The sequence below is a fragment of the Ramlibacter humi genome (genome assembly GCF_004681975.1).
In the GTDB taxonomy this organism is placed as follows: domain Bacteria; phylum Pseudomonadota; class Gammaproteobacteria; order Burkholderiales; family Burkholderiaceae_C; genus Ramlibacter; species Ramlibacter humi.
Genome location: NZ_SMLK01000001.1, coordinates 214328 through 235387, shown reverse-complemented (window position 1 = coordinate 235387; position 21060 = coordinate 214328). Strand labels below are relative to the sequence as shown.

The window sequence follows — 21060 nt, the reverse complement described above, 5'->3', positions numbered from 1 at the left end:
AAGCGCGAAAAGTTGCTAGGGGAATGCCCTGTCGCCCGCATGCACTCGGTGCGCAACAGCGTCACGCCGCAGCGTAAAGACGCTTGCGCGGATCGCGTTTGCGTGCACCAATCTGCGCCCGCTTCTTCGCGTGCCGCGGCAGAAAAAAGGCGCGCCCGCGGCGCGCCTCAAACCGGTGCGTGCGGCGTGCGTCAGCCGAGGCCAAGCAGGCGCATCGCGTTGCCTTTCAGGATGCCGGGCATCACTTCGGGCTTGAAGCCCGCGTCCTCGAAATCCTTCATCCAGCGGTCCGGCGTGATCAGCGGGTAGTCGCTGCCGAAGAGGACGCGGTCCTTCAGCAGCGTGTTCGAGTACTGCACCAGCTGCTTCGGGAAGTACTTCGGGCTCCAGCCGGAAAGGTCGATCCACACGTTGGGCTTGTGCGTGGCGACGGACAGCGCTTCGTCCTGCCACGGAAAGCTCGGGTGCGCCATGACGATCTGCATGTCGGGGAAGTCGATCGCCACGTCGTCCAGGTGCATGGGGTTGCTGTACTCCAGGCGCAGGCCACCGCCGCAGCGCATGCCCGAGCCGATGCCGCTGTGGCCGGTGTGGAAGATCGCAGGCAGCTTGTGCGCGTTGATCACCTCGTAGATCGGCCAGGCCATCCTGTCGTACGGGTGGTAGCCCTGCACCGTGGGGTGGAACTTGAAGCCCTTGACGCCTTCTTCCCGGATCAACCTCTCGGCTTCGCGCGCGCCCATCTTGCCCTTGTGCGGGTCGATGCTGGCGAAGCACACCATCATGTCGCTGTTCTCGCGCGCCGCCTGCGCGATCTCCTCGTTGGGGATGCGCCGGCGGCCCAGCTGCGATTCGCTGTCGACGGTGAACATCACCAGGCCGATCTTGCGTTCGCGGTAGTACGCGATGGTTTCGGCGATGGTGGGGCGGCGGCTGTTGCGGAAGTACTTGTCGGCGGCGCGGTCGTATTCCTCGCCGTAGTTGTCGAACGGGTTCCAGCAGCTGACTTCGGCGTGCGTGTGCACGTCGATGGCGATGAGGTTGGCGTGGTCCATCTTGTCTCCTGGCTTAAGGGTTTACCCCTGCGGGATTGGCTTGTTTTTGATTATTGCCCATAACAATAATCCATGGTTTTCCGAACCGCCACATGACTTCCCCCGACCTGCACATCGAGCACCGCGGCGCCGTCGCCATCGTGCGCCTGAAACGCGCCGCCAAGCGCAACGCGCTGTCCGACGGCCTGATCCTGGCCATCCGCGACGCCTTCCAGAACCTGCCCGAAGGCACGCGCGCCGCCGTACTCGACGGTGAAGGCGACCATTTCTGCGCCGGGCTGGACCTGTCGGAGCTGCAGGAGCGCGATGCCGGCGCCGGCATGCACCACTCGCGCATGTGGCATGCCGCGCTGGAAGAGGTGCAGTTCGGCCCCGTGCCCGTGGTCGCCGCGTTGCACGGCGCGGTGGTCGGCGGCGGACTGGAACTCGCGGCCGCGTGCCACGTGCGTGTGGCCGACGACACCACGTTCTACGCATTGCCCGAAGGCTCGCGCGGCATCTTCGTCGGCGGCGGCGGCTCGGTGCGCATCCCGCGCCTGATCGGCGTCGCGCGCATGACCGACATGATGCTCACCGGCCGTGTCTACAACGCGCAGGACGGCGAACGCGCCGGCTTCGCGCAGTACCTGGTGCCGCAGGGCCAGTCCACCGCGAAGGCGCTGGAGATCGCCGGGCGCATCGCGCAGAACGCGCCGCTCACCAACTACGCGCTGATGCACGCGCTGCCGCGCATCGCGGAACAGCCGGCCGACCAGGGCTACCTCACCGAAGCGCTGATGTCCGCCATCGCGCAGAGCGCGCCGGAAGCCAAGGAGCGCGTGCGCGCCTTCCTCGAAGGCCGCGCCAACAAGGTGAGCAAAGGCTGATGGCTGCCTCGCCCCGCTACCGCCCGCTCGCGTTCGGCATCACGCGCGCCCACGTGCGCGACGGTGAAGGCGGCGTGCAATACCTGCGCGGTGACGCGCAGCTGCAGCCCTACGCCCGCCGCATGACCGACCGCCTGGTGCACTGGGCCGGCACCGACCCGCAGCGCGTGTTCATCGCACGCCGCGAGAAGCTGGCCGACGGCGGCACGGTCGACTGGCAGCGCATCACGTACGGAGAAGCGCTGCGCGCCGCGCGCAGCATCGGCCAGGCGCTGGTCGACCGCAAGCTGTCGGCCGAGCGCCCCGTGGCCATCCTCAGCGAGAACAGCCTGGAACACGCGCTGATGGCGTTGGGCTGCCTGTACGCCGGCGTGCCGCACTGCCCGGTGTCACCCGCCTATTCCACCGTCAGCCAGGACTACGACAAGCTGCGCCACGTGCTGGACACGCTGACGCCGGGCCTGGTGTTCGCCACCGACGGCGCACGCTACGGCAAGGCCATCGCCGCCACCGTGCCCAAGGACGTCGAAGTGGTGTTGTGCTCCGGCGAGGTTCCGGACGGCCGCGCCACCACGCACTGGTCGCAGCTGCTGCGCACCGAGCCCACGCCCGCGGTGGATGCCGCGATGGACGCGACGGGTCCGGACACCATCACCAAGTTCCTGTTCACCAGCGGCTCCACCAAGCTGCCCAAGGGCGTGGTCAACACGCACGGCATGTGGTGCGCCAACCAGCAGCAGATGCGCCAGTCGATGCCGGTGCTGCAGGAAGGCCCGCCCGTGCTGGTGGACTGGCTGCCCTGGAACCACACCTTCGGCGGCAACCACAACATCGGCCTGGTCATCTACAACGGCGGCACGCTGTACATCGACGACGGCAAACCCACGCCTGCGCTGATGGGCGAGACGCTGCGCAACCTGCGCGAGGTCGCGCCCACCGTGTACTTCAACGTGCCCACCGGCTTCGAGGCCATCGCGCACGCGATGAAGGCCGATGCGGTGCTGCGCAGGAACCTGCTCTCGCGCGTGCGCATGTTCTTCTACTCGGGCGCGGCGCTCGCGCAGCCCGTGTGGGACCTGCTGCACGAGGTGCAGGAAGCCGAGATCGGCGAGCGCATCGTGATGGGCACCGGCCTGGGCATGACCGAGTCGTCGCCCTTCGCCATCTTCGTCACCAACCCGCAGGTGAAGTCCGGCCACCTGGGCCTGCCCAGCGCCGGCATGGAGCTGAAGCTGGTGCCGGTCGACGGCAAGGTGGAGGTCCGCTACAAGGGCCCGAACATCACGCCGGGCTACTGGCGCGCGCCGGAAGCCACCGCCGAGTGCTTCGACGAAGAGGGCTTCTTCCGCACCGGCGATGCCGTCTGCTGGATCGACGACGCCAACCCGCACCTGGGCCTGCGTTTCGACGGCCGCATCGCCGAAGACTTCAAGCTCGCCACCGGCACCTTCGTCAGCGTGGGGCCGCTGCGCGCGCGCATCATCGCGGCCGGTGCGCCGTATGTGCAGGACGCGGTCATCACCGGCCTCAACCGCAACGAAGTCGGCGCGCTGCTGCTGCCCACGCCCGCCATCCGCAAGCTGGCCGGCCTGCCCGGCGACGCGCCGTTGAAAGATGTGCTGGAAAGCGCGCCCGTGCAGGCCCATTTCCAGGAGGTCGTCGACCAGCTCGCCGCGCAGGCGACGGGCAGCGCCAACCGGGTCGCCCGCCTGCACCTGATGCACGAGCCGCCGTCCATCGACAAGGGCGAGGTCACCGACAAGGGCTCCATCAACCAGCGCGCCGTGCTCAAGCACCGTGATGCGCTGGTGCAGGACTTCCACGACGACCGGCAGCCCTTCACGGTCAAACCGCAAGGAGACAGGAAATGAACATCCAGGGACAGGCCGCCATCGTCACCGGCGGCGCTTCCGGCCTCGGCGAAGCCACCGCGCGCGAACTGGCGCGCCTGGGCGCGAAGGTCGCGGTGCTGGACGTCAACGCCGACCTGGCGAAGAAGGTCGCGGCGGACATCGGCGGCGTCGCGGTGCAGTGCGACATCACGAACGCGCAAAGCACGCAGGACGCGCTGACCCAGGCCGCCCAGGCGCACGGCCCGGCGCGCATCTGCATGAACATCGCCGGCATCGGCACCGCCAAGCGCGTGGTGCAGAAGGACGGCAGCGCCGCGCCGCTGGAAGACTTCGCGCGCGTCATCAACGTCAACCTGGTCGGCACCTACAACGTCAGCCGCCTGTTCGCCGCGGAATGCGCGAAGCTGCCCCCGCTGGAAGACGGCGAGCGCGGCGTGATGATGTTCACCGCCTCCGTCGCCGCTTTCGACGGCCAGGTGGGCCAGCAGGCCTACAGCGCTTCGAAGGGCGGCCTGGTGGGCATGACGCTGCCGATGGCGCGCGACCTGGCGCAGCACGGCATCCGCGTGTGCACCGTCGCGCCCGGCCTGTTCCTCACGCCGCTGATGAAACAGCTGCCCGAGCCGGTGCAGCAGTCGCTGGCCGCGTCCATCCCCTTCCCGCCCCGGCTGGGCAAACCCGAAGAATTCGCCCAGCTGGCTTGCCACATCATCACCAACACGCACCTCAACGGCGAGGTGATCCGCCTGGACGGGGCGCTGCGCATGGCGCCGCGCTGAGCAGGCCTTACTTTTTCCCACCCGAAGGAGACAACCCCATGAAATTCGCACGCACCCTGGTCACGGCCGCCGTGGCCCTGCTGGCCGCCGGCTCGGCGCTGGCCGACCTGAACATCGGCGTCAGCCTGTCGCTCACCGGCCCCGGCTCGGGCCTGGGCCTGCCGATGCAGAACCAGTTCAAGCTGTTCCCCAAGGAAATCGCCGGCGAGAAGGTCAACCTGATCATCCTGGACGACGCGTCCGACCCGGGCAAGGGCGTGAGCAACACGCGCCGCTTCGTCACCGAGGACAAGGTGGACCTCATCATCGGCTCGTGCCTGACGCCGGTGGCCGCCGCCATGACGCCCGTGGCCGCCGAAGCCAAGACCGTGCAGCTGGCCGCCTCGCCCGTCGGTGGCGACAGCCCCTGGCTGTTCCGCCTGCCGCAAGGCAACGACGTCATGGCGCACGCGATGGTCGAGCACATGAAGAAGCACAACATCAAGACGATCGGCTTCCTGGGCTACACCGACGCCTACGGCGAACTGTGGCTGAAGGCGCTGACGCCGCTGGCCGAGAAGGCCGGCATGAAGATCGTCGCGACGGAACGCTTCCAGCGCACCGACACCAGCGTCACGCCGCAGGCGCTGAAGCTCACCTCGGCCAACCCCGACGCCATCCTCGTCGTGGCTTCCGGCTCCGGCGCCGCGATGCCCGAGCTGGCCATCCTCGAGCGCGGCTACAAGGGCAAGATCTACCAGACGCACGCCGCCGCCACCGGCGACCTGATGCGCATCGGCGGCAAGGCCGTGGACGGCACCTACGTGGTGTCCGGCCCGGCCGTGGTGGGTGCGCAGCTGCCCGACAGCCACCCGTCCAAGAAGACGGCGATGGACTTCTATTCCAACTACGAGAAGAACTTCGGCGCGCCCAACCAGTTCGCCGGCCACAGCTACGACGCCGCCATCGCGCTGCAGAAGGCCGTGCCCATCGCCAAGCAGAAGGCCAAGCCCGGCACGCCGGAATTCCGCGCCGCGCTGCGCGACGCTTTCGAGACCATGGGCCGCACCGTGTTCGCGCACGGCGTGATGAACTGGACCAAGGACGACCACTGGGGCTACACGAACGAGACGGGCGTGATGCTGAAGGTGGTGGACGGCAAGTTCGTCGTCGAGAAGTGACGCCGCAGCGGCCGGCGAGTGCCGGCCGCGCACACGGCGTCATCCCCGCGTGAGGAGCGAAAGCGCACGTGGGGATCCACGATCGACACGGTCGTGGAAGCCATGGATCCCCGCCTCCGCGGGGATGACGCAATCCAGGACTCAATGTGGATCTCTCCATCGCCGGCATCCTCGCGCTCGACGGCCTGACCAATGGCGCCGTGTATGCCCTGCTCGCGCTCGCGACCGTGCTGGTCTTCGCGGTGACGCGGGTCATCTTCATTCCCCAGGGGGAGTTCGTCGCCTTCGGCGCGCTCACCCTGGCCCTGCTCCAGGCCGGCAAGGTGCCGGGGACCGTGTGGTTCCTGCTCGTGCTGGCCGGCGTGGCCGCGCTCGCCGACCTGGTGGACGGCCTGCGCCATCACGTCGCGCCCGGGCGCATCGCGATGCGCCTGATGCGCACCCTGGCGTGGCCGGTCATCGCCTCCGCCGTCGCCATCTACGCCGCGCCGCGCGGCTGGCCGATGCTGGCGCAGGCGCTGCTGACGCTCGCGCTGGTCGCGCCGTTCGGCCAGCTGATCTACCGCCTGGCCTACGAGTCGCTGGCCGACGCCAGCGTGCTGGTGCTGCTGATCGTCTCCGTCGGCGTGCACTTCGCGCTGGTCGGCCTGGGCCTGTTCTTCTTCGGCGCGGAAGGCTTCCGCAACCCGGCGTTCTGGGACGCGCGCTTCTCCGCCGGTCCCGTCGCGTTGAGCGGCCAGGCATTGATCATCTTCATCGCCACCCTCGTGCTGATCGTCGCGCTGTGGCTGTTCTTCGACCGCACGCTCACCGGCAAGGCGCTGCGCGCCACCGCGGTCAATCGCTCCGGTGCGCGTCTGATGGGCATCTCGTCCGCAGCCGCCGGCCGCATGGCTTTCGGCATGGCCGCCTTCATCGGCGCGCTGTCGGGGCTGCTGATCGGCCCCACCACGACGATCTTCTACGACAGCGGCTTCCTCATCGGCCTGAAGGGCTTCGTCGCCGCCGTGTTCGCGGGGCTCGCCAGCTACCCGCTGGCGCTGGTGGGCGCGCTGGCCGTCGGCCTGCTGGAAAGCTTCGGCTCGTTCTGGAGCAGCCCGTTCAAGGAAGTGATCGTGTTCTCCTCCATCCTGCCGGTGCTGCTGTGGCGGAGCCTGCGCGACCCGCACACGGAGGAGCACTGAGATGAAGCTGCGCCGCTTCGCCTTCCCGCTCTTCGGCGTGATCATGCTGGCCCTGCCCGCGCTGCCGGTGCCGGACTTCTGGATCACGCAAGCCATCTACATCGGCCTGTACGCGCTCGTCGCGCTGGGCCTGGTGCTGCTCACCGGCGTGGCCGGTCTCACCTCGTTCGGCCAGGCCGCGTTCGTCGGCGTCGGTGCGTACGCCGCGGCGTTCATGACGGTGAAGCTGTCCGCATCGCCCTGGCTCGCGCTTCTGCTCGGCGTGGGGCTGGCGGTCTGCGCCGCGCTGGTGCTGGGCGCCATCACGCTGCGCATGTCGGGCCACTACCTGCCGCTGGCCACCATCGCCTGGGGCCTGGCGCTGTACTACACCATGGGCAACATGGAATGGCTGGGCAAGTACGACGGCATCCTCGGCGTGCCCACGCTGCAGGTCTTCGGTTTCGACCTCGGCACGGGGCGCGGCCTACACGTGCTGGTGTGGGCGATCGCCTTGCTCGCGGCGCTGGGGTGCGCCAACCTGCTCGACTCTCGCCCGGGCCGCGCCATCCGCGCCGTCAAGGGCGGCGCCACCATGGCCGAAGCGATGGGCGTGTCCACCTTCCGCTACAAGCTGGTGGTGTTCGTGCTCGCCGCGGTGCTGGCCGCCGTGTCCGGCTGGCTGTTCGCGTTCTTCCAGCGCACGGTGAACCCCACGCCCTTCTCCATCGGCAAGGGCATCGAGTACCTGTTCATGGCGGTGCTGGGCGGCGTGTCGCACGTGTGGGGCGCTTTCCTGGGCGCCGCGGTGGTCAAGCTCACCGACGACCAGCTGCAGGTGCTGCTGCCCAAGTTGATCGGCACTTCGGGCAACTTCGAAACCATCGTGTTCGGCATCGTGCTGGTCGTCGTGCTGAAGTACGCGCCCGACGGCCTGTGGACCTTCGTCGCGCGCTGGCTGCCGCGAGAGGACCGCCCGCGCGACTGGGCCGATGCACCCGCGCTGCCCGCTCGCGACAAGCCCGCCCGCGGCCAGCCGCTGCTGCAGGTGGATGCGGTGCGCAAGGAATTCGGCGGCCTGGTTGCCGTCAACGACGTCAGCTTCGAACTGCGCGCGGGTGACCTCGTCGGCCTGATCGGCCCCAACGGCGCCGGCAAGTCCACCACCTTCAACCTGGTCACCGGCGTGCTCTCGCTCACCGGCGGCCAGGTGCGCTGGCGCGGCGAAGCCATCGGCGGCCTGCCTTCGCGCGAGATCGCGCGCCGCGGCATCTCGCGCACCTTCCAGCACGTGAAGATGATCCCCGAGATGACCGTGCTGGAGAATGTCGCGCTGGGCGGCCACCTGCGCGGCCAGTGCGGCACCGTGCGCGCCATGCTGCGCATGGACCGCGTGGAAGAAAAGCGCCTGTTCGCCGAAGCCGAGCGCCAGCTGGCGCGCATCGGCCTGGCCGACCGCATGCACGACCTCGCCGGCAACCTGGCCCTGGGTCCGCAGCGGCTGATGGAGATCGCGCGCGCCCTTTGCACCGATCCCGCCCTGCTGCTGCTGGACGAGCCCGCCGCGGGCCTGCGCCACCAGGAAAAGCAGGCGCTGGCCGCGGTGCTGCGCCAGCTGAAGGACGAAGGCATGAGCCTGCTGCTGGTGGAACACGACATGGAATTCGTCATGGGCCTCACCGACCGCATCGTGGTGATGGAGTTCGGCACCCGCCTGATGGAAGGCACGCCCGCCGAAGTGCAGGCCAGCCCCGCCGTGCGCGCCGCCTACCTGGGAACGGAACACTGATGGCCGCGCCGCTTCTCCAAGTGCAAGGGCTGCACGCCGGCTACGGCCGCGCCGAAGTGCTCACCGGCCTGGACTTCGAACTGGCCGCGGGGCAGGTCGTCACCGTCATCGGCCCCAACGGCGCGGGCAAGTCCACCACGCTCAACGCGCTGATGGGCCTGCTGCCCGCGCGCGGCCGCCTCACTTTCGATGGGCAGAACCTTGCCGACACCACGCTGGAAGACCGCGTGATGATGGGCCTGGCCCTGGTGCCGGAAAAGCGCGAGCTGTTCGGCACCATGCCGGTGGAAGACAACCTGGTGCTGGGCGGCTGGCGGCCGATGAAGCTGGGCATCCCCCAGTGGCGCGACGGCCTGGAGCGTGTCTACGCCCTCTTCCCGCGCCTGAAGGAACGCCGCGCGCAACTGGCGGGCACCTTGTCGGGCGGCGAACGCCAGATGCTGGCGGTGGGCCGCGCGCTGATGGCGCAGCCCAAGCTGCTGATGCTGGACGAGCCCAGCCTGGGCCTGGCGCCGCTGGTGGTGAAGGAGATCTTCCAGATCATTTCCCGCCTGCGCGAACAGGGCGTGTCCATCCTGCTCGTCGAGCAGAACGCGCGCGCGGCGCTGGAAGTGGCCGACCACGGCTACGTGCTGGAAACCGGCGCCATCAAGCTGCAAGGCCCCGCGCGCGAACTCGCCGGCGACCCGCGCGTGATCGACACCTACCTGGGCGCCGGCAAGGCCAGGGCCTGACAGGAGACCCAGCCCCATGCCCCGCAGTTCCGCCACCAAGCTGCCCGACGAACCGCCGGTCGTCGAGCAGGTCGACACCAGCTTCCTGGAAACGCTGCTCGGCTATAACGCGCGCCGCGCGGCGCTGGCGGTGATCGAAGTGTTCCTGCCGCGCATGTCCGGCTACCGGATGCGCCCGGTGGACTTCTCCGTCATGTCGCTGGTGGTGCACAACCCCGGCATCACCTCGCGCCAGCTGTGCACCGCGCTGGGCATCCTGCCGCCCAACCTGGTGGCGCTCGTGGGCGCGCTGGAAAAGCGAGAGCTGATCGAGCGCAAGCCGCATCCCCGCGACGGCCGCGCCACCGGCCTGCACCCCACGGCCGCCGGCATCAAGCTGATGCGGCAGGCCGAGAAGACGGCCGCCGACCTGGAGCGCGAGGTGGGCAACCGCCTGAGCGCGGCCGAACTGAAGACGTTGCTGCGCCTCTTGCGCAAGGTGTACCAGCGCCCTTGAATGCGGCGTCCGCATTCTTCGCGCCCCATGGCCGGGCGCTGCGCACAAAAAAAGGGGGACTGCCTGAGCAGTCCCCCGAATGCGGTTTCCGTCCCGCAAGAACCATGAAGGAAACAAGGGCGGCGCCTCTCGCCAAAAAGAAGCCGCCACCCTTGCTTTGCACGTTCCATGCCACCGGCATGGAACCCGGTTGATCACGCCCCTCGAATCGCCTGCTGGACTGCAGGGCCTCCGCGTTGATGTCCCGCAGATGGGGTCAGAAGCTTTGCCAGTTGTCGCCCTTGGTGGCAACGTTCGGCATCGCGGGCATGGCCACCGCCTGCACGGAAGCGAGGCTGGACGCCTGCGCCTGTGAGATCGCCTGGCGCATGCCGTCCTGGCCCAGGCGGAACACGGCCACGGCCTGCACCAGGCGCTGCGCCTGCTGGTTCAGGCTCTCGGCGGCGGCGGCGCTTTCCTCGACCAGCGCGGCGTTCTGCTGCGTGACCTGGTCCAGCTGCTGAACCGCGCTGTCGAGGTGCGTGATGCCCTCGTCCTGTTCGTTGGTCGCGGCGCTGATGCGGTCCACCAGCTCAGCGACTTCCTGCACCTGGCGCACGATGTTCTGCATGGTGCGGCCGGCCTCGTCAACCTGGCGGCTGCCGTCCTCGACCTTGCCGGCACTGTCGCCGATCAGGGCCTTGATCTCCTTGGCCGCGTCGGCGCTGCGCTGCGCGAGCGTGCGCACTTCGCTGGCCACGACCGCGAAGCCGCGGCCCTGCTCGCCGGCGCGCGCGGCTTCCACCGCGGCGTTCAGCGCCAGAATGTTGGTCTGGAAGGCGATGCCGTCGATCACGCCGGTGATGTCGGCGATCTTGCGGCTGGCCGCGCTGATCGCCTCCATGGTCTGCACGACCTCGCCGACGGCCTGGCCGCCCTGGCGGGCCACTTCGCTGGCGCTGCCGGCCAGTTCGCTGGCGCGGCGGGCGCTCTCGGCGTTGCTGCGAACCGTGCTTGACAGCTGCTTCATCGAGGCGGCTGTCTGCTGCAGGTTGGAAGCCTGTTCTTCCGTGCGCTGGCTCAGGTCCACGTTGCCGGTGGCGATCTGGCCCGAGCCGGTGGCGATGCCGTCGCTGCTGTCGCGCACTTCGCCCACGATGCGGCGCAGTTCGGCCGCCATGCGCGACATCGCCGCCATCAGCTGGCCGATCTCGTCGCGGCGGTCGGTACGGATCTGCACGCCCAGGTCGCCGGAGGCGATGGCGTCGGCCACGGCCTGCGCTTCGCGCACGGGCTTGACGACGGAACGGGTGATGATCCAGGCTAGGCCGATGCCCGCCAGCAGCGCCAGCACGGCGCCGGCGGCCAGCACGAACACGCCCTGGTCGGCGGCCTTCTCGGCATCTTCCATGTGTGTGCGCGCGCGGCGGCGCTGGTGCTCGGCCACGTCCTCGATGGAGGCCAGGTACGACGCCGCCATCGGCGCCAGGCGTTCCATGGCGTCGCGCGCGACGGACTCGCCGGCGTCCATCTTCTTGAACAGCTCGTTGCGCGTCTTCTGGTACTCCTCGCGCTGCTTCGTGATGCGCGCGATCAGGGCCAGGCCCTCGTCGTCGCCCACCATCAGCTCGTTGATGCGCTTGAGGTTGGCGTTGACGCGGGTGACCACGGCGGCCATTTCGTCCTTGACCTTGGCCATGACGACCGGCTCGCGCACGAAGAACACCACCCAGTTGCGGGCGGTGTTGGCCTCGATCGCGCGCGTCCACTGCTGCGTGAGCACCAGCATTTCGGCGTCCTCGACGCCCAGGCGCTGGGTCATGCGCTCGACTTCTCGCAGCCGCGCGATGCCCGCGAGCGAGCTGGCCAGCCCGAAGACGATGAGCGCGGCAAAGCCGAAGGCCAACCGCCGGCCGACGGCCATGTTCCTGAACCACTGCATGTGCGAATCCTCCTGCCCGCGGCGCGCGGGGCGTACTGCATGAGACGGGCCGGCGCATGCCGGTCGACGCCTGTATTTCGGATCGCGGCGATTCTTCTTGAGCCAGGCCGGGCGCGGCGCGCGGAAAAGCGCCGTGCCGGCGGCGCAGATCGCGCTTTCGCGCCCTCGGGCGCACAGATGCGGCCCCGCGCCGCCGCTTTTCGAAGGACCGCCTGCCGCGCGCGGCCCAGACACTGCCGGGATGAACCTCAGCATACGCACCCGGCTTGTCGCCGGCTTCAGCGTGATCGTGGCGCTGATCTGCGCTTACAACGTCTACGACACCGTCCACACCGAGCAGACCATGGAGACGCTGGGCCGCCAGCACGGCAAGGCCGCCTACCTGGCGCGGGCGCAGAACGCGATGTGGGAACTGCGCTACGGCCCGCCGCAATACCTGGCGGTCCCCGGGCCGCAAGACCGCCGCCGCATCGTCGGCGCCGAACCCGGGCTGTATGCCACCTTCGAGCACGGCCTGCAGGACTTCGCCGCGTCGGGCGACCTGTCGCCGCCGGAGCGGGACGGCGCGCGCGCGGTGCAGCTGGCTTTCGAGCGCTACCGCCGGGCGCGGCCGCACTGGTTCGAACTGGTGGACGCCGGCCAGCTGGAGGAAGCCGCCACCTGGCGCGCGGCCACCACCTTGCCGTACGGCGCAGCGGCGATCAAGGCCCTGGCCGAGCTGATCGACACCAGCGAGCGCGAAGACAGGAAAAGACTCATGGTGCTGCTCGCCGAGGAACGCCGGCGCGACGAGGTGGCCGGCGGCGTGCTGCTGCTGTGCGCGCTGCTCATCGCGTGGTGGGTGTACCGCGGGCTGGCCAGGCCGCTGGACAGGCTACAGGCCACCATCGAACGCGTGGCCGCGGGCGACCTGAAGGCCCGCAGCGGCATGGCCGGCACGGACGAACTGGCTTCGCTGGGCACCAGCTTCGACCGACTGCTGGACGCCCATCTGCTGGCGCTGGATCGCGTGCAGTCGGAGAACGACGAGCTGAGCCGCTCCATGCAGGCGCTGATGGAAGCCGAGCAGCGCGTGGCCGAAGGCGAACACCTGATGCGGGTGATGGCCGACCACATGCCGGTGCGCCTGGCGTACTGGGACGCCGATCGCCGCTGCCGCTTCGTCAACCGCAAATACTGCGAGCTGCTGGGCGTGGAACGCGACCAGGTGCTGGGCGCGCGCCGCGACACCCGCGTGTTCGAGCGCGAAGGCACGCTGCAGCTGGACGACGAGCACATGGCGGCGGCGCTGAAGGGCAGCGCGCGCCGCATGGAGCAGGAAGCCACCGACGCCGACGGCCACGCCACCTCGTGGATCGTGCACTACCTGCCGCACTTCGCCGAAGGCGAGGTGGCCGGCGTCTTCACCGTGGCGCAGGACGTGACCGAACTGCGCCGCGCGCGCGACGCCGCCGTGGCGGCCAGCCAGGCCAAGAGCCGCTTCCTCAGCAGCATGAGCCACGAGATCCGCACGCCGATGAACGCGGTGGTGGGCATGCTCGCGCTGCTGCAGGCCACGGGCCTGGACAGCCGGCAGAAGGACTACACCGACAAGGCCGAAGGCGCGGCGCGCTCGCTGCTCTCGCTGCTCAACGACATCCTGGACTTCTCCAAGATCGAGGCCGGCCGCATGCAGCTGGAGCCGCGCGCGTTCTCGCTGGACGCGCTGCTGGCCGACCTGTCCACCATCCTGGCCGGCGCCGTCGGCCGCAAGCCGGTGGAGGTGCTGTACGACATCGACAGCCGCATCCCCGACCGCCTGGTAGCCGACGACATGCGGCTGCGGCAGATCCTGATCAACCTGGGCGGCAACGCCGTCAAGTTCACCCAGTCCGGCGAAGTGGTCGTGCAGCTGCGGCTGCTGTCGGCCTCCGCGAACGCGGTGCGGGTGGAGTTCGCGGTGCGCGACACCGGCATCGGGATCACGCCGGAACAGTGCACGCGCCTGTTCGACGACTACGCGCAGGCCAGCGGCGAGATCGCGCGCGCCTTCGGCGGCACCGGCCTCGGCCTGAGCATCTGCCGCCGCCTGGCGGCGATGATGGGCAGCGACCTGCACGTGCAGAGCACCGCCGGCGCGGGCAGCCGCTTCTGGTTCGAGGTGGAACTGCCGCTCGCGGCCGCGGTCGCCGCGCCCGCGGCGGATGCGCTGCCGATCGAGCGCGTGCTGATCGTGGACGACAACGTGGTCGCGCGCGAATCGCTGGCCGGCATCGCCGCGTCGCAGGGCTGGCGCGCCGACGTGGCGTCCAGCGGCCGCGAGGCGCTGGAGCGGCTGGGCTCGCCCGGCACCCGCTACGACGCGATCTTCATCGACTGGAACATGCCCGGCCTGGACGGCTGGGAAACCAGCCTGCGCATCCGCGAGATGCAGGCCGGCAAGGAACCGCAGCTGCTGCTGATGCTGACCGCCTACGGGCGCGAGATGCTCGGCCGCCGCCCCGCGGCGGAACAGGCGCTGATCGACGGCTACCTGGTCAAGCCGGTGACCGGTTCGATGATCGAGGCGGCGCTGCGCGACGCGCTCGGCGGTCCGGCCGCCGCGCGGCGGCCCGGGCCGGTGGCCTGCGCGCCGCTGGCGGGCCTGAAGCTGCTGCTGGTGGAAGACAACGTGGTGAACCAGCAGATCGCCTACGAGCTGCTCACCCGCGAAGGCGCCGAGATCGACGTCGCGGCCGACGGCCGCCAGGCCGTGGACCGGCTGGCGCTGGGCCACCGCTATGACCTGGTGCTGATGGACGTGCTGATGCCCGTGATGGGCGGCCTGGAGGCCACGCGGCACATCCGCCAGCAGCTGGGCCTGCGCGAGCTGCCGATCCTGGCGATGACCGCCAACGCGATGGACAACGACCGCGAGGAATGCATGGCCGCCGGCATGGACGGCCACATCGGCAAGCCTTTCGTGCTGGAGGACCTGGTGCGCACCATCCAGTCGCACGCGCATGGGCGACCATGCACCGCCCCGCCCGCGCCCCAAGCGGCCGCCGCCGGGCATGCGGAGCTGCCGCTGTGGGACCGCGAGAAGGCCTTGTCCGTGCTAGGCGGCCAGCCGGACCTGCTGGAGCGCATCGTGCGCATCTTCGGCGACGACTTGCGCAGCACCATCGCCGCGTTGCGCCAGGCGCTGCCCGCGCAGGATTTGCTGCGGCACTTCCACACGCTGAAGGCCGCGGCCGCGGGCGTCGGCGCCAGCCGCCTGGCCAGCGTGGCCGCGGCCGCCGAGAAGGCGGCGCGCCACGCGCCCGAAGAGGCCGGCCGCCAGGTCGGCGCGCTGCTCGCCGTGGCGGAGCAGACGCTGCTCGAGCTGGCCTGAGCGCGTGCCCCTGCGGCGCGGCCGATAATGGCCGGCCGCAGGAGACACCCACCGTGAAACGCTACCCCGCCCCCACCCTCGAGCAGGTGCCCGAGGACATCCGTGCCCGCATCCTGGAAGTGCAGGAAAAGGCCGGCTTCGTGCCCAACGTGTTCCTCGCCCTCGCGCGCCGCCCGGCCGAGTGGCGCGCTTTCTTCGCCTACCACGACGCGCTGATGACGCCCGAGACCGTGGGCCGCGAAAGCGGCCTGACCAAGGGCGAGCGCGAGATGATCGTCACCGCCACCAGCGCGGCCAACCAGTGCCTGTACTGCGTGGTGGCGCACGGCGCCATCCTGCGCATCTACGAGAAGAAGCCGCTGGTGGCCGACCAGGTGGCCGTGAACTACCGCAAGGCCGACATCCCGCCGCGGCAGCGCGCGATGCTGGACTTCGCGATGAAGGTGTGCCTGCGCTCGCAGGAAATCGACGAGAGCGATTTCGCGCCGCTGCACGCGCACGGTTTCTCGGACGAGGACATCTGGGACATCGCGGCGATCACCGCGTTCTTCGGGCTGTCGAACCGGATGGCCAGCTTCTCCGGCATGGAGCCGAATCCGGAGTTCTACCTGATGGGCCGGGTGCCCAAAGAGAAGAAGTAGAAGCGCGCCTTCTACAGCTGGCGCGGGTCGGTCCGCACGATCAGTTCCGACAGCGCCTTCAGGTCCGCCTTCAGCTGAGCCGACTGCGGCAGAAGCTCGAAAGTGCCCTCGTCCATGTACAGCCGCCGGTTGGTTTCCAGCTGGATGCTGTGCCGCTGCCGAGCCGGGTCGCCGTAGCGGCGCACCAGTTCCACGCCCTTGTACGGGTGGTTCACCGCGACGTCGTAGCCGCGATCGCGGAGGAACCCGGCGAGCAGCGCGGTGAGTTTCGGGTCGGCCGTGGTGCCGTCGCGGTCGCCGAAGACGAAGTCCGCATGCTTCAGGCCCGGGTAGTCGGTGGAATACGGCGCCGACACGGCCGGCATGGAATGGCAGTTCAGGTGGATGCTGTAGCCGTGGCGCGCATGCGCGGCCTCGATCGCCTGCTGCACCGCGCGGTGGTATGGGCGCCAGCAGCGTTCGATGCGGCCGCGCACCTCCTGCGGCGTGAGTTTCCGGTCGTAGACCGGCAGGCCTTCGTCGGTCTGGCGCCAGATCAATCCCTTGCCCAGGCGCAGCTTGGAGAGCGCCGTGGCGTCGCTGACCACTTCGCCGTCCCAGGCGCCGTCGAGCATGTCGACGTCCACCTCGGTTTCGCCGCGGTTGGGGTCGAGGTAGATGCGCGGGAACAGGGCCTCGATCCACGCAATGCCCAGTGAAGGGGCGAAGTCGTAGAGCTTTTCGACGTGGGTGTCTTCCGCCGTTCGCATCTCGGCGAAGCCGCAGGCGTAGTTGAAGTCGTCGGGGTAGACGGTGCCGCTGTGCGGGGAGTCGAAGATGGCTGCGGTGGTGCCGGGGGTGGCGCGAATGGCTTGGGGGGCGCTTTCTTGCTGAAGGGGCATGGGGTGACTCTACTCTGGTGCTTGTGGTGGCGGGTTCGATGTCCCGGGGGTGCGCGGCGGGTGGCGCCTGGCGCGCCGCACGGCCGCCGCACACAACGCCAACAGGTCGAATGACCACAACAAGTAAAGTCCACCCAACGACTGTTCCCCCATGGCCAACAACAAATTCATCACCCCCGCTCGCTGGCAGTTCTGGATCGACCGCGGCGGCACCTTCACCGACGTGGTCGCCCGCCGGCCCGACGGCTCGCTGGTCACGCACAAGCTGCTATCGGACAACCCCGAGCAATACCGCGACGCGGCGGTGGCCGGCATCCGGCACCTGCTGGGCCTGAAGCCCGGCGAACCCATCCGGCCCGAGCAGGTGGAGTGCGTGAAGATGGGCACGACCGTCGCGACCAACGCGCTGCTCGAACGCAAGGGCGAGCCCACGCTGCTGGTCACCACGCGCGGCTTCCGCGACGCGTTGCGCATCGCCTACCAGAACCGCCCTCGCCTCTTCGACCGCCACATCGTGCTGCCCGAGCTGCTGTACGCGCGCGTGATCGAGGCGCATGAGCGCATCGGGGCACACGGCGATGTCGTTGAAGCGTTCGACGAGGCGCACCTGCGCAACGAACTGGCTGCCGCCCATGCCGCCGGCCTTCGAAGCGCTGCCATCGTGTTCATGCACGGCTACCGCTACACGGCGCACGAAGAAGCGGCTGCGCGGCTGGCGCGCGAAGCGGGCTTCACGCAGGTCAGCGCGTCGCATGCCACCAGCCCGATGATGAAGTTCGTCAGCCGCGGCGACACGACCGTGGTGGACGCGTACCTGTCGCCCATCCTGCGCCGTTACGTCGACCAGGTCGCGGCCGAGATGCCGGGCGTGAAGCTGTTCTTCATGCAGTCGTCCGGCGGCCTGACGGACGCGCACGCATTCCAGGGCAAGGACGCCATCCTGTCCGGCCCCGCCGGTGGCATCGTGGGCATGGCGCGCACCGCGGCCCTGGGCGGGCAAGAGCGGGTGATCGGCTTCGACATGGGCGGCACCTCCACCGACGTGTCGCACTTCGCGGGCGAGTTCGAGCGCGAGTTCGAGACGCAGGTGGCCGGCGTGCGGATGCGCGCGCCGATGATGAGCATCCACACCGTGGCGGCGGGCGGCGGGTCGATCCTGGAATTCGACGGCGCGCGCTTCCGCGTGGGGCCGCAGAGCGCGGGCGCGAACCCGGGCCCGGCCTGCTACCGGCGCGGCGGCCCGCTGGCGGTGACCGACGCGAACGTGCTGGTGGGCAAGATCCAGCCGCGCTACTTCCCCAAGGTGTTCGGCCCCAATGCCGACGAGCCGCTCAGCCACGAAGCGGCGGCGGCGAAGTTCGCCGGGATCGCCGCGCGCACAGGCCGCAGCGCCGAGGAAGCCGCGCAAGGCTTCATCGACATCGCCGTGCAGCAGATGGCCAATGCCATCAAGAAGATCTCGGTGGCACGGGGCTACGACGTCACGCGCTACACGCTGCAGTGCTTCGGCGGCGCCGGTGGCCAGCATGCCTGCCTGGTGGCCGACGCGCTGGGCATGGCACGCGTGTTCGTGCATCCGCTGGCCGGCGTGCTGTCGGCTTACGGCATGGGCCTGGCCGACCAGAACGTGATCCGCGAGCAGGCGGTGGAGCTGCCTCTCGCCGAAGGCGCGCTGCCGCAAGTAGCCGCACTGCTCGACAAGCTGGCCGGCGCCGCGCAGGAAGAACTGCAGCGCCAGCAAGTCAGCGCGGGCGAGGTGCGCGTGGCGCGCCGCGTGCACGTGCGCTACCAGGGCAGCGATGCCGCGCTGGTGGTGCCGTTCGGCGACCTGGCGCGGGTCCAGTCGGCCTTCGAAGCCGCGTACCGCCGGCGCTACTCGTTCCTGATGCAGGGCAAGGCGCTGGTCGTCGAAGCCGTCTCGGTCGAGGCCGTGGTCGCGGGCGATGCGCCGGCCGAACCTTCGAGCCCCGAGCAGCCCGTGCGCGAAGTGCCGCGGCGCGAGACGGTGCGCATGTACTCCGGCGGCCAGTGGCACGAAGCGGCGCTGGTGGTACGCGAGGACCTGCGCGCGGGCGACCGCATCGACGGGCCGGCCATCATCGCGGAGAAGAACGCCACCACCGTGGTCGAACCCGGCTGGCAGGCGAAGCTGACGGGGCTGGACCACATCGTGCTCGACCGCGTCGTGCCGCGCGAGCAGCGCTTCGCCGCTGGCACGCACGTCGACCCGGTGCTGCTGGAGGTGTTCAACAACCTGTTCATGAACATCGCCGAGCAGATGGGCCTGCAGCTGCAGAACACCGCCTACTCGGTGAACATCAAGGAGCGGCTGGATTTCTCCTGCGCGCTGTTCGATGCCGAAGGCAACCTCATCGCCAACGCGCCGCACATGCCGGTGCACCTGGGCTCCATGGGCGAGAGCATCAAGACGGTGATCCGCGAGAACGCCGGCGCCATGGCGCCGGGCGACGTGTACGTGCTGAACGACCCGTACCACGGCGGCACCCACCTGCCCGACGTCACCGTCATCACGCCGGTGTACCTGTCGCCGGAAGACGCGAAGCCGATGTTCTACGTCGGCAGCCGGGGGCACCACGCCGACATCGGCGGCACCACGCCCGGCTCCATGCCGCCCTTCTCCACCCGCATCGAGGAGGAAGGCGTGCAGATCGACAACGTCAAGCTGGTCGATCGCGGCGTGCTGCGGGAAAAGGAAATCCTCGCCCTGCTGCGCAGCGGGCAGCACCCCAGCCGCAACCCGGAGCAGAACCTGGCCGACCTGAAGGCGCAGATCGCCGCCAACGAGAAAGGCGTGCAGGAACTGCGCAAGATGGTCGCGCAGTTCGGCCTGGGCGTGGTGCAGGCCTACATGCGCCACGTGCAGGACAACGCCGAGGAGTCGGTGCGGCGCGTCATCACGCGGCTGAAGGACGGGCAGTTCACGCTGCCGCTGGACAACGGCGCGCAAATCAGCGTGGCCATCCGCGTCGACGCGAAGGAACGCAGCGCCACCATCGACTTCAGCGGCACCAGCCCGCAGCAGGCGAACAACTTCAACGCGCCCACCGCCGTCTGCATGGCCGCGGTGCTGTACGTGTTCCGCACGCTGGTGGACGACGACATCCCGCTCAACGCCGGCTGCCTGAAGCCGCTGAAAGTGGTCATCCCGCCGGGTTCGATGCTGAACCCCAACCCGCCGGCCTCGGTGGTGGCGGGCAACGTGGAGACGTCCACCTGCATTACCAACGCGCTGTACGGCGCGCTGGGCGTGATGGCGGCGGGGCAGTGCACGATGAACAACTTCACCTTCGGCAACGAGCGGCACCAGTACTACGAAACCATCTCCGGCGGCTCGGGCGCGGGCGGCGTGTACGACGGCGCGGGCCGGCTGGTGGGCGGCTTCGACGGCACCAGCGTCGTGCAGGCCCACATGACCAACTCGCGCCTGACCGACCCCGAGGTGCTGGAATTCCGCTTCCCGGTGCGGCTGGACAGCTACGAGATCCGGCAGGGTTCGGGGGGCGCGGGCCGCTGGCATGGCGGCAACGGCGGCATCCGCCGCGTGCGCTTCCTGGAGCCGATGACGGCCAGCATCCTGTCCAACGGCCGCAGGCACGGCGCCTTCGGCATGGCCGGCGGGCAACCCGGCCAGGTCGGGGTCAACCGCGTGGTGCGTGCGGATGGCCGCGAAGAAGGCCTGGACCACATCGGCTCGGCGCAGATGCAGCCGGGCGACGTGTTCGAGATCCGCACGCCCGGCGGCGGCGGTTTCGGCAGCTGAGCGGGAACGAAGCGCGGCAGGCGGGGTCGGCTAGACTGCCTTTCGACATGCATCCCATCACACGACACCTTTTCGCTTCGGCCCTGCTGGGCCTTCTCGTGGCCGTGTCCGCGCACGCCCAGTTGAAGTCGGGCAACGCCGGCCGGGGGCTGGGCGTGCCCTCTGTCCCGGCGCCTGAATCACCCGCGGCTGCGGCGTCTGCCCCGGCCGCCCCGGAAGGCGCGGCCATCTCGCCCGACGACGAAAGGCTGACCGCCGGCCGCCTGGCCGCCGCGGGCTGGCTGACGCTGCTGGACCGCCGCGACTGGGGCACCGCCTGGGAAACCAGTGCGGCCGTCTTCCGCAAGAACGTCCCGCTGGACCGCTGGATGGACGGCATCCCCAAGGTGCGTGGCGAGGTGGGCTCGCTGCAGGACCGCCAGCCGGAAGCGATGAACTTGCGCACCGACATGCCCGGCCAGCCGAAGGGCGAGTACGTCAGCATCGTCTTCCGCAGCCAGTTCGCGCAGAAGACGCTGGAAGAAGTCGTCACCACCACCCGCGAAGCCGACGGGCGCTGGCGCGTGACGGGCTACACCGCCCAGTAACC

The 21060-nt window shown here is 69.6% G+C and carries 15 protein-coding genes; 12 read left to right on the top strand and 3 right to left on the bottom strand.

All coding sequences use genetic code 11. The annotated features are described in order from the left end of the window. Nucleotides 1-191: 191 nt before the first annotated feature. Nucleotides 192-1055 carry an amidohydrolase family protein gene (locus EZ216_RS01130; RefSeq protein WP_135247736.1) on the bottom strand — a complete coding sequence of 288 codons (864 nt, stop codon included), beginning with the start codon at nt 1053-1055 and terminating at the stop codon, nt 192-194. A gap of 92 nt (nt 1056-1147) precedes the next feature. Between EZ216_RS01130 and EZ216_RS01125 the strand changes: the two genes are divergently transcribed. The 8 genes from EZ216_RS01125 to EZ216_RS01090 all read left to right on the top strand — a co-directional run bounded on the left by EZ216_RS01125 (nt 1148) and on the right by EZ216_RS01090 (nt 9895). Then, nucleotides 1148-1921, top strand: a complete 774-nt coding sequence (locus EZ216_RS01125; protein WP_135247735.1) for a crotonase/enoyl-CoA hydratase family protein — start codon at nt 1148-1150, stop codon at nt 1919-1921. After that, entirely contained in the window at nt 1921-3792 is a 1872-nt protein-coding gene (locus EZ216_RS01120; RefSeq protein ID WP_135247734.1) for a feruloyl-CoA synthase, read from the top strand. The genes EZ216_RS01125 and EZ216_RS01120 overlap by 1 nt, the downstream gene beginning before the upstream one ends. Then, a complete protein-coding gene (locus tag EZ216_RS01115; protein ID WP_135247733.1) occupies nt 3789-4553 on the top strand; it encodes an SDR family NAD(P)-dependent oxidoreductase in 765 nt (254 codons plus the stop codon). Before EZ216_RS01120 ends, EZ216_RS01115 begins: the two co-directional genes overlap by 4 nt. A gap of 38 nt (nt 4554-4591) precedes the next feature. Further along, a complete protein-coding gene (locus EZ216_RS01110) occupies nt 4592-5713 on the top strand; it encodes an ABC transporter substrate-binding protein (protein ID WP_135247732.1) in 1122 nt (373 codons plus the stop codon). A 146-nt stretch (nt 5714-5859) separates the two neighbouring features. Beyond that, nucleotides 5860-6897: a branched-chain amino acid ABC transporter permease gene (locus EZ216_RS01105; RefSeq protein WP_135247731.1), complete on the top strand. Its 1038-nt coding sequence runs from the start codon at nt 5860-5862 to the stop codon at nt 6895-6897. 1 nt (nt 6898) lies between these two features. Continuing rightward, nucleotides 6899-8665 carry a branched-chain amino acid ABC transporter ATP-binding protein/permease gene (locus EZ216_RS01100; protein ID WP_135247730.1) on the top strand — a complete coding sequence of 589 codons (1767 nt, stop codon included), beginning with the start codon at nt 6899-6901 and terminating at the stop codon, nt 8663-8665. Next, entirely contained in the window at nt 8665-9399 is a 735-nt protein-coding gene (locus EZ216_RS01095; RefSeq protein ID WP_135247729.1) for an ABC transporter ATP-binding protein, read from the top strand. The genes EZ216_RS01100 and EZ216_RS01095 overlap by 1 nt, the downstream gene beginning before the upstream one ends. Nucleotides 9400-9415: 16 nt before the next feature. Continuing rightward, on the top strand, nt 9416-9895 hold the full coding sequence (locus tag EZ216_RS01090) for a MarR family winged helix-turn-helix transcriptional regulator (RefSeq protein ID WP_135247728.1): 480 nt from the start codon (nt 9416-9418) through the stop codon (nt 9893-9895). Nucleotides 9896-10151: 256 nt separating this feature from the next. Here the strand turns inward: EZ216_RS01090 and EZ216_RS21945 are convergent, their stop codons facing one another. Next, nucleotides 10152-11816 (bottom strand): methyl-accepting chemotaxis protein, encoded by a 1665-nt coding sequence (locus EZ216_RS21945; RefSeq protein ID WP_275405126.1) that lies wholly within the window; start codon nt 11814-11816, stop codon nt 10152-10154. A gap of 241 nt (nt 11817-12057) precedes the next feature. Here EZ216_RS21945 and EZ216_RS01080 point away from each other — a divergent pair, with 241 nt between their 5' ends. Both EZ216_RS01080 and EZ216_RS01075 read left to right on the top strand, forming a co-directional pair. Beyond that, nucleotides 12058-15168, top strand: a complete 3111-nt coding sequence (locus EZ216_RS01080) for a hybrid sensor histidine kinase/response regulator (protein ID WP_135247726.1) — start codon at nt 12058-12060, stop codon at nt 15166-15168. 53 nt (nt 15169-15221) lie between these two features. Further along, nucleotides 15222-15809 (top strand): peroxidase-related enzyme, encoded by a 588-nt coding sequence (locus EZ216_RS01075; protein WP_135247725.1) that lies wholly within the window; start codon nt 15222-15224, stop codon nt 15807-15809. An 11-nt stretch (nt 15810-15820) separates the two neighbouring features. On the opposite strand, the gene EZ216_RS01070 is transcribed toward EZ216_RS01075, so the two are convergent. Next, nucleotides 15821-16690 carry an N-formylglutamate amidohydrolase gene (locus EZ216_RS01070; protein ID WP_135247724.1) on the bottom strand — a complete coding sequence of 290 codons (870 nt, stop codon included), beginning with the start codon at nt 16688-16690 and terminating at the stop codon, nt 15821-15823. 151 nt (nt 16691-16841) lie between these two features. Here EZ216_RS01070 and EZ216_RS01065 point away from each other — a divergent pair, with 151 nt between their 5' ends. Both EZ216_RS01065 and EZ216_RS01060 read left to right on the top strand, forming a co-directional pair. Further along, nucleotides 16842-20471, top strand: a complete 3630-nt coding sequence (locus tag EZ216_RS01065) for a hydantoinase B/oxoprolinase family protein (RefSeq protein WP_135247723.1) — start codon at nt 16842-16844, stop codon at nt 20469-20471. A gap of 47 nt (nt 20472-20518) precedes the next feature. After that, the gene (locus tag EZ216_RS01060) at nt 20519-21058 is read left to right on the top strand and encodes a DUF4019 domain-containing protein (protein WP_135247722.1); all 540 of its coding nucleotides are present in this window, start codon (nt 20519-20521) and stop codon (nt 21056-21058) included. The last annotated feature ends 2 nt before the right edge of the window (nt 21059-21060 follow it).

Bases quoted from the DNA above. Each gene is read 5' to 3' on its own strand.
- EZ216_RS01125 (WP_135247735.1), top strand. From the start codon at position 1,148: ATGACTTCCCCCGACCTGCACATCGAGCACCGCGGCGCCGTCGCCATC.
- EZ216_RS01100 (WP_135247730.1), top strand. From the start codon at position 6,899: ATGAAGCTGCGCCGCTTCGCCTTCCCGCTCTTCGGCGTGATCATGCTG.
- EZ216_RS21945 (WP_275405126.1), bottom strand. From the start codon at position 11,816: ATGCAGTGGTTCAGGAACATGGCCGTCGGCCGGCGGTTGGCCTTCGGC.
- EZ216_RS01115 (WP_135247733.1), top strand. From the start codon at position 3,789: ATGAACATCCAGGGACAGGCCGCCATCGTCACCGGCGGCGCTTCCGGC.
- EZ216_RS01130 (WP_135247736.1), bottom strand. From the start codon at position 1,055: ATGGACCACGCCAACCTCATCGCCATCGACGTGCACACGCACGCCGAA.
- EZ216_RS01080 (WP_135247726.1), top strand. From the start codon at position 12,058: ATGAACCTCAGCATACGCACCCGGCTTGTCGCCGGCTTCAGCGTGATC.
- EZ216_RS01070 (WP_135247724.1), bottom strand. From the start codon at position 16,690: ATGCCCCTTCAGCAAGAAAGCGCCCCCCAAGCCATTCGCGCCACCCCC.
- EZ216_RS01090 (WP_135247728.1), top strand. From the start codon at position 9,416: ATGCCCCGCAGTTCCGCCACCAAGCTGCCCGACGAACCGCCGGTCGTC.
- EZ216_RS01120 (WP_135247734.1), top strand. From the start codon at position 1,921: ATGGCTGCCTCGCCCCGCTACCGCCCGCTCGCGTTCGGCATCACGCGC.
- EZ216_RS01065 (WP_135247723.1), top strand. From the start codon at position 16,842: ATGGCCAACAACAAATTCATCACCCCCGCTCGCTGGCAGTTCTGGATC.
- EZ216_RS01060 (WP_135247722.1), top strand. From the start codon at position 20,519: ATGCATCCCATCACACGACACCTTTTCGCTTCGGCCCTGCTGGGCCTT.
- EZ216_RS01095 (WP_135247729.1), top strand. From the start codon at position 8,665: ATGGCCGCGCCGCTTCTCCAAGTGCAAGGGCTGCACGCCGGCTACGGC.
- EZ216_RS01110 (WP_135247732.1), top strand. From the start codon at position 4,592: ATGAAATTCGCACGCACCCTGGTCACGGCCGCCGTGGCCCTGCTGGCC.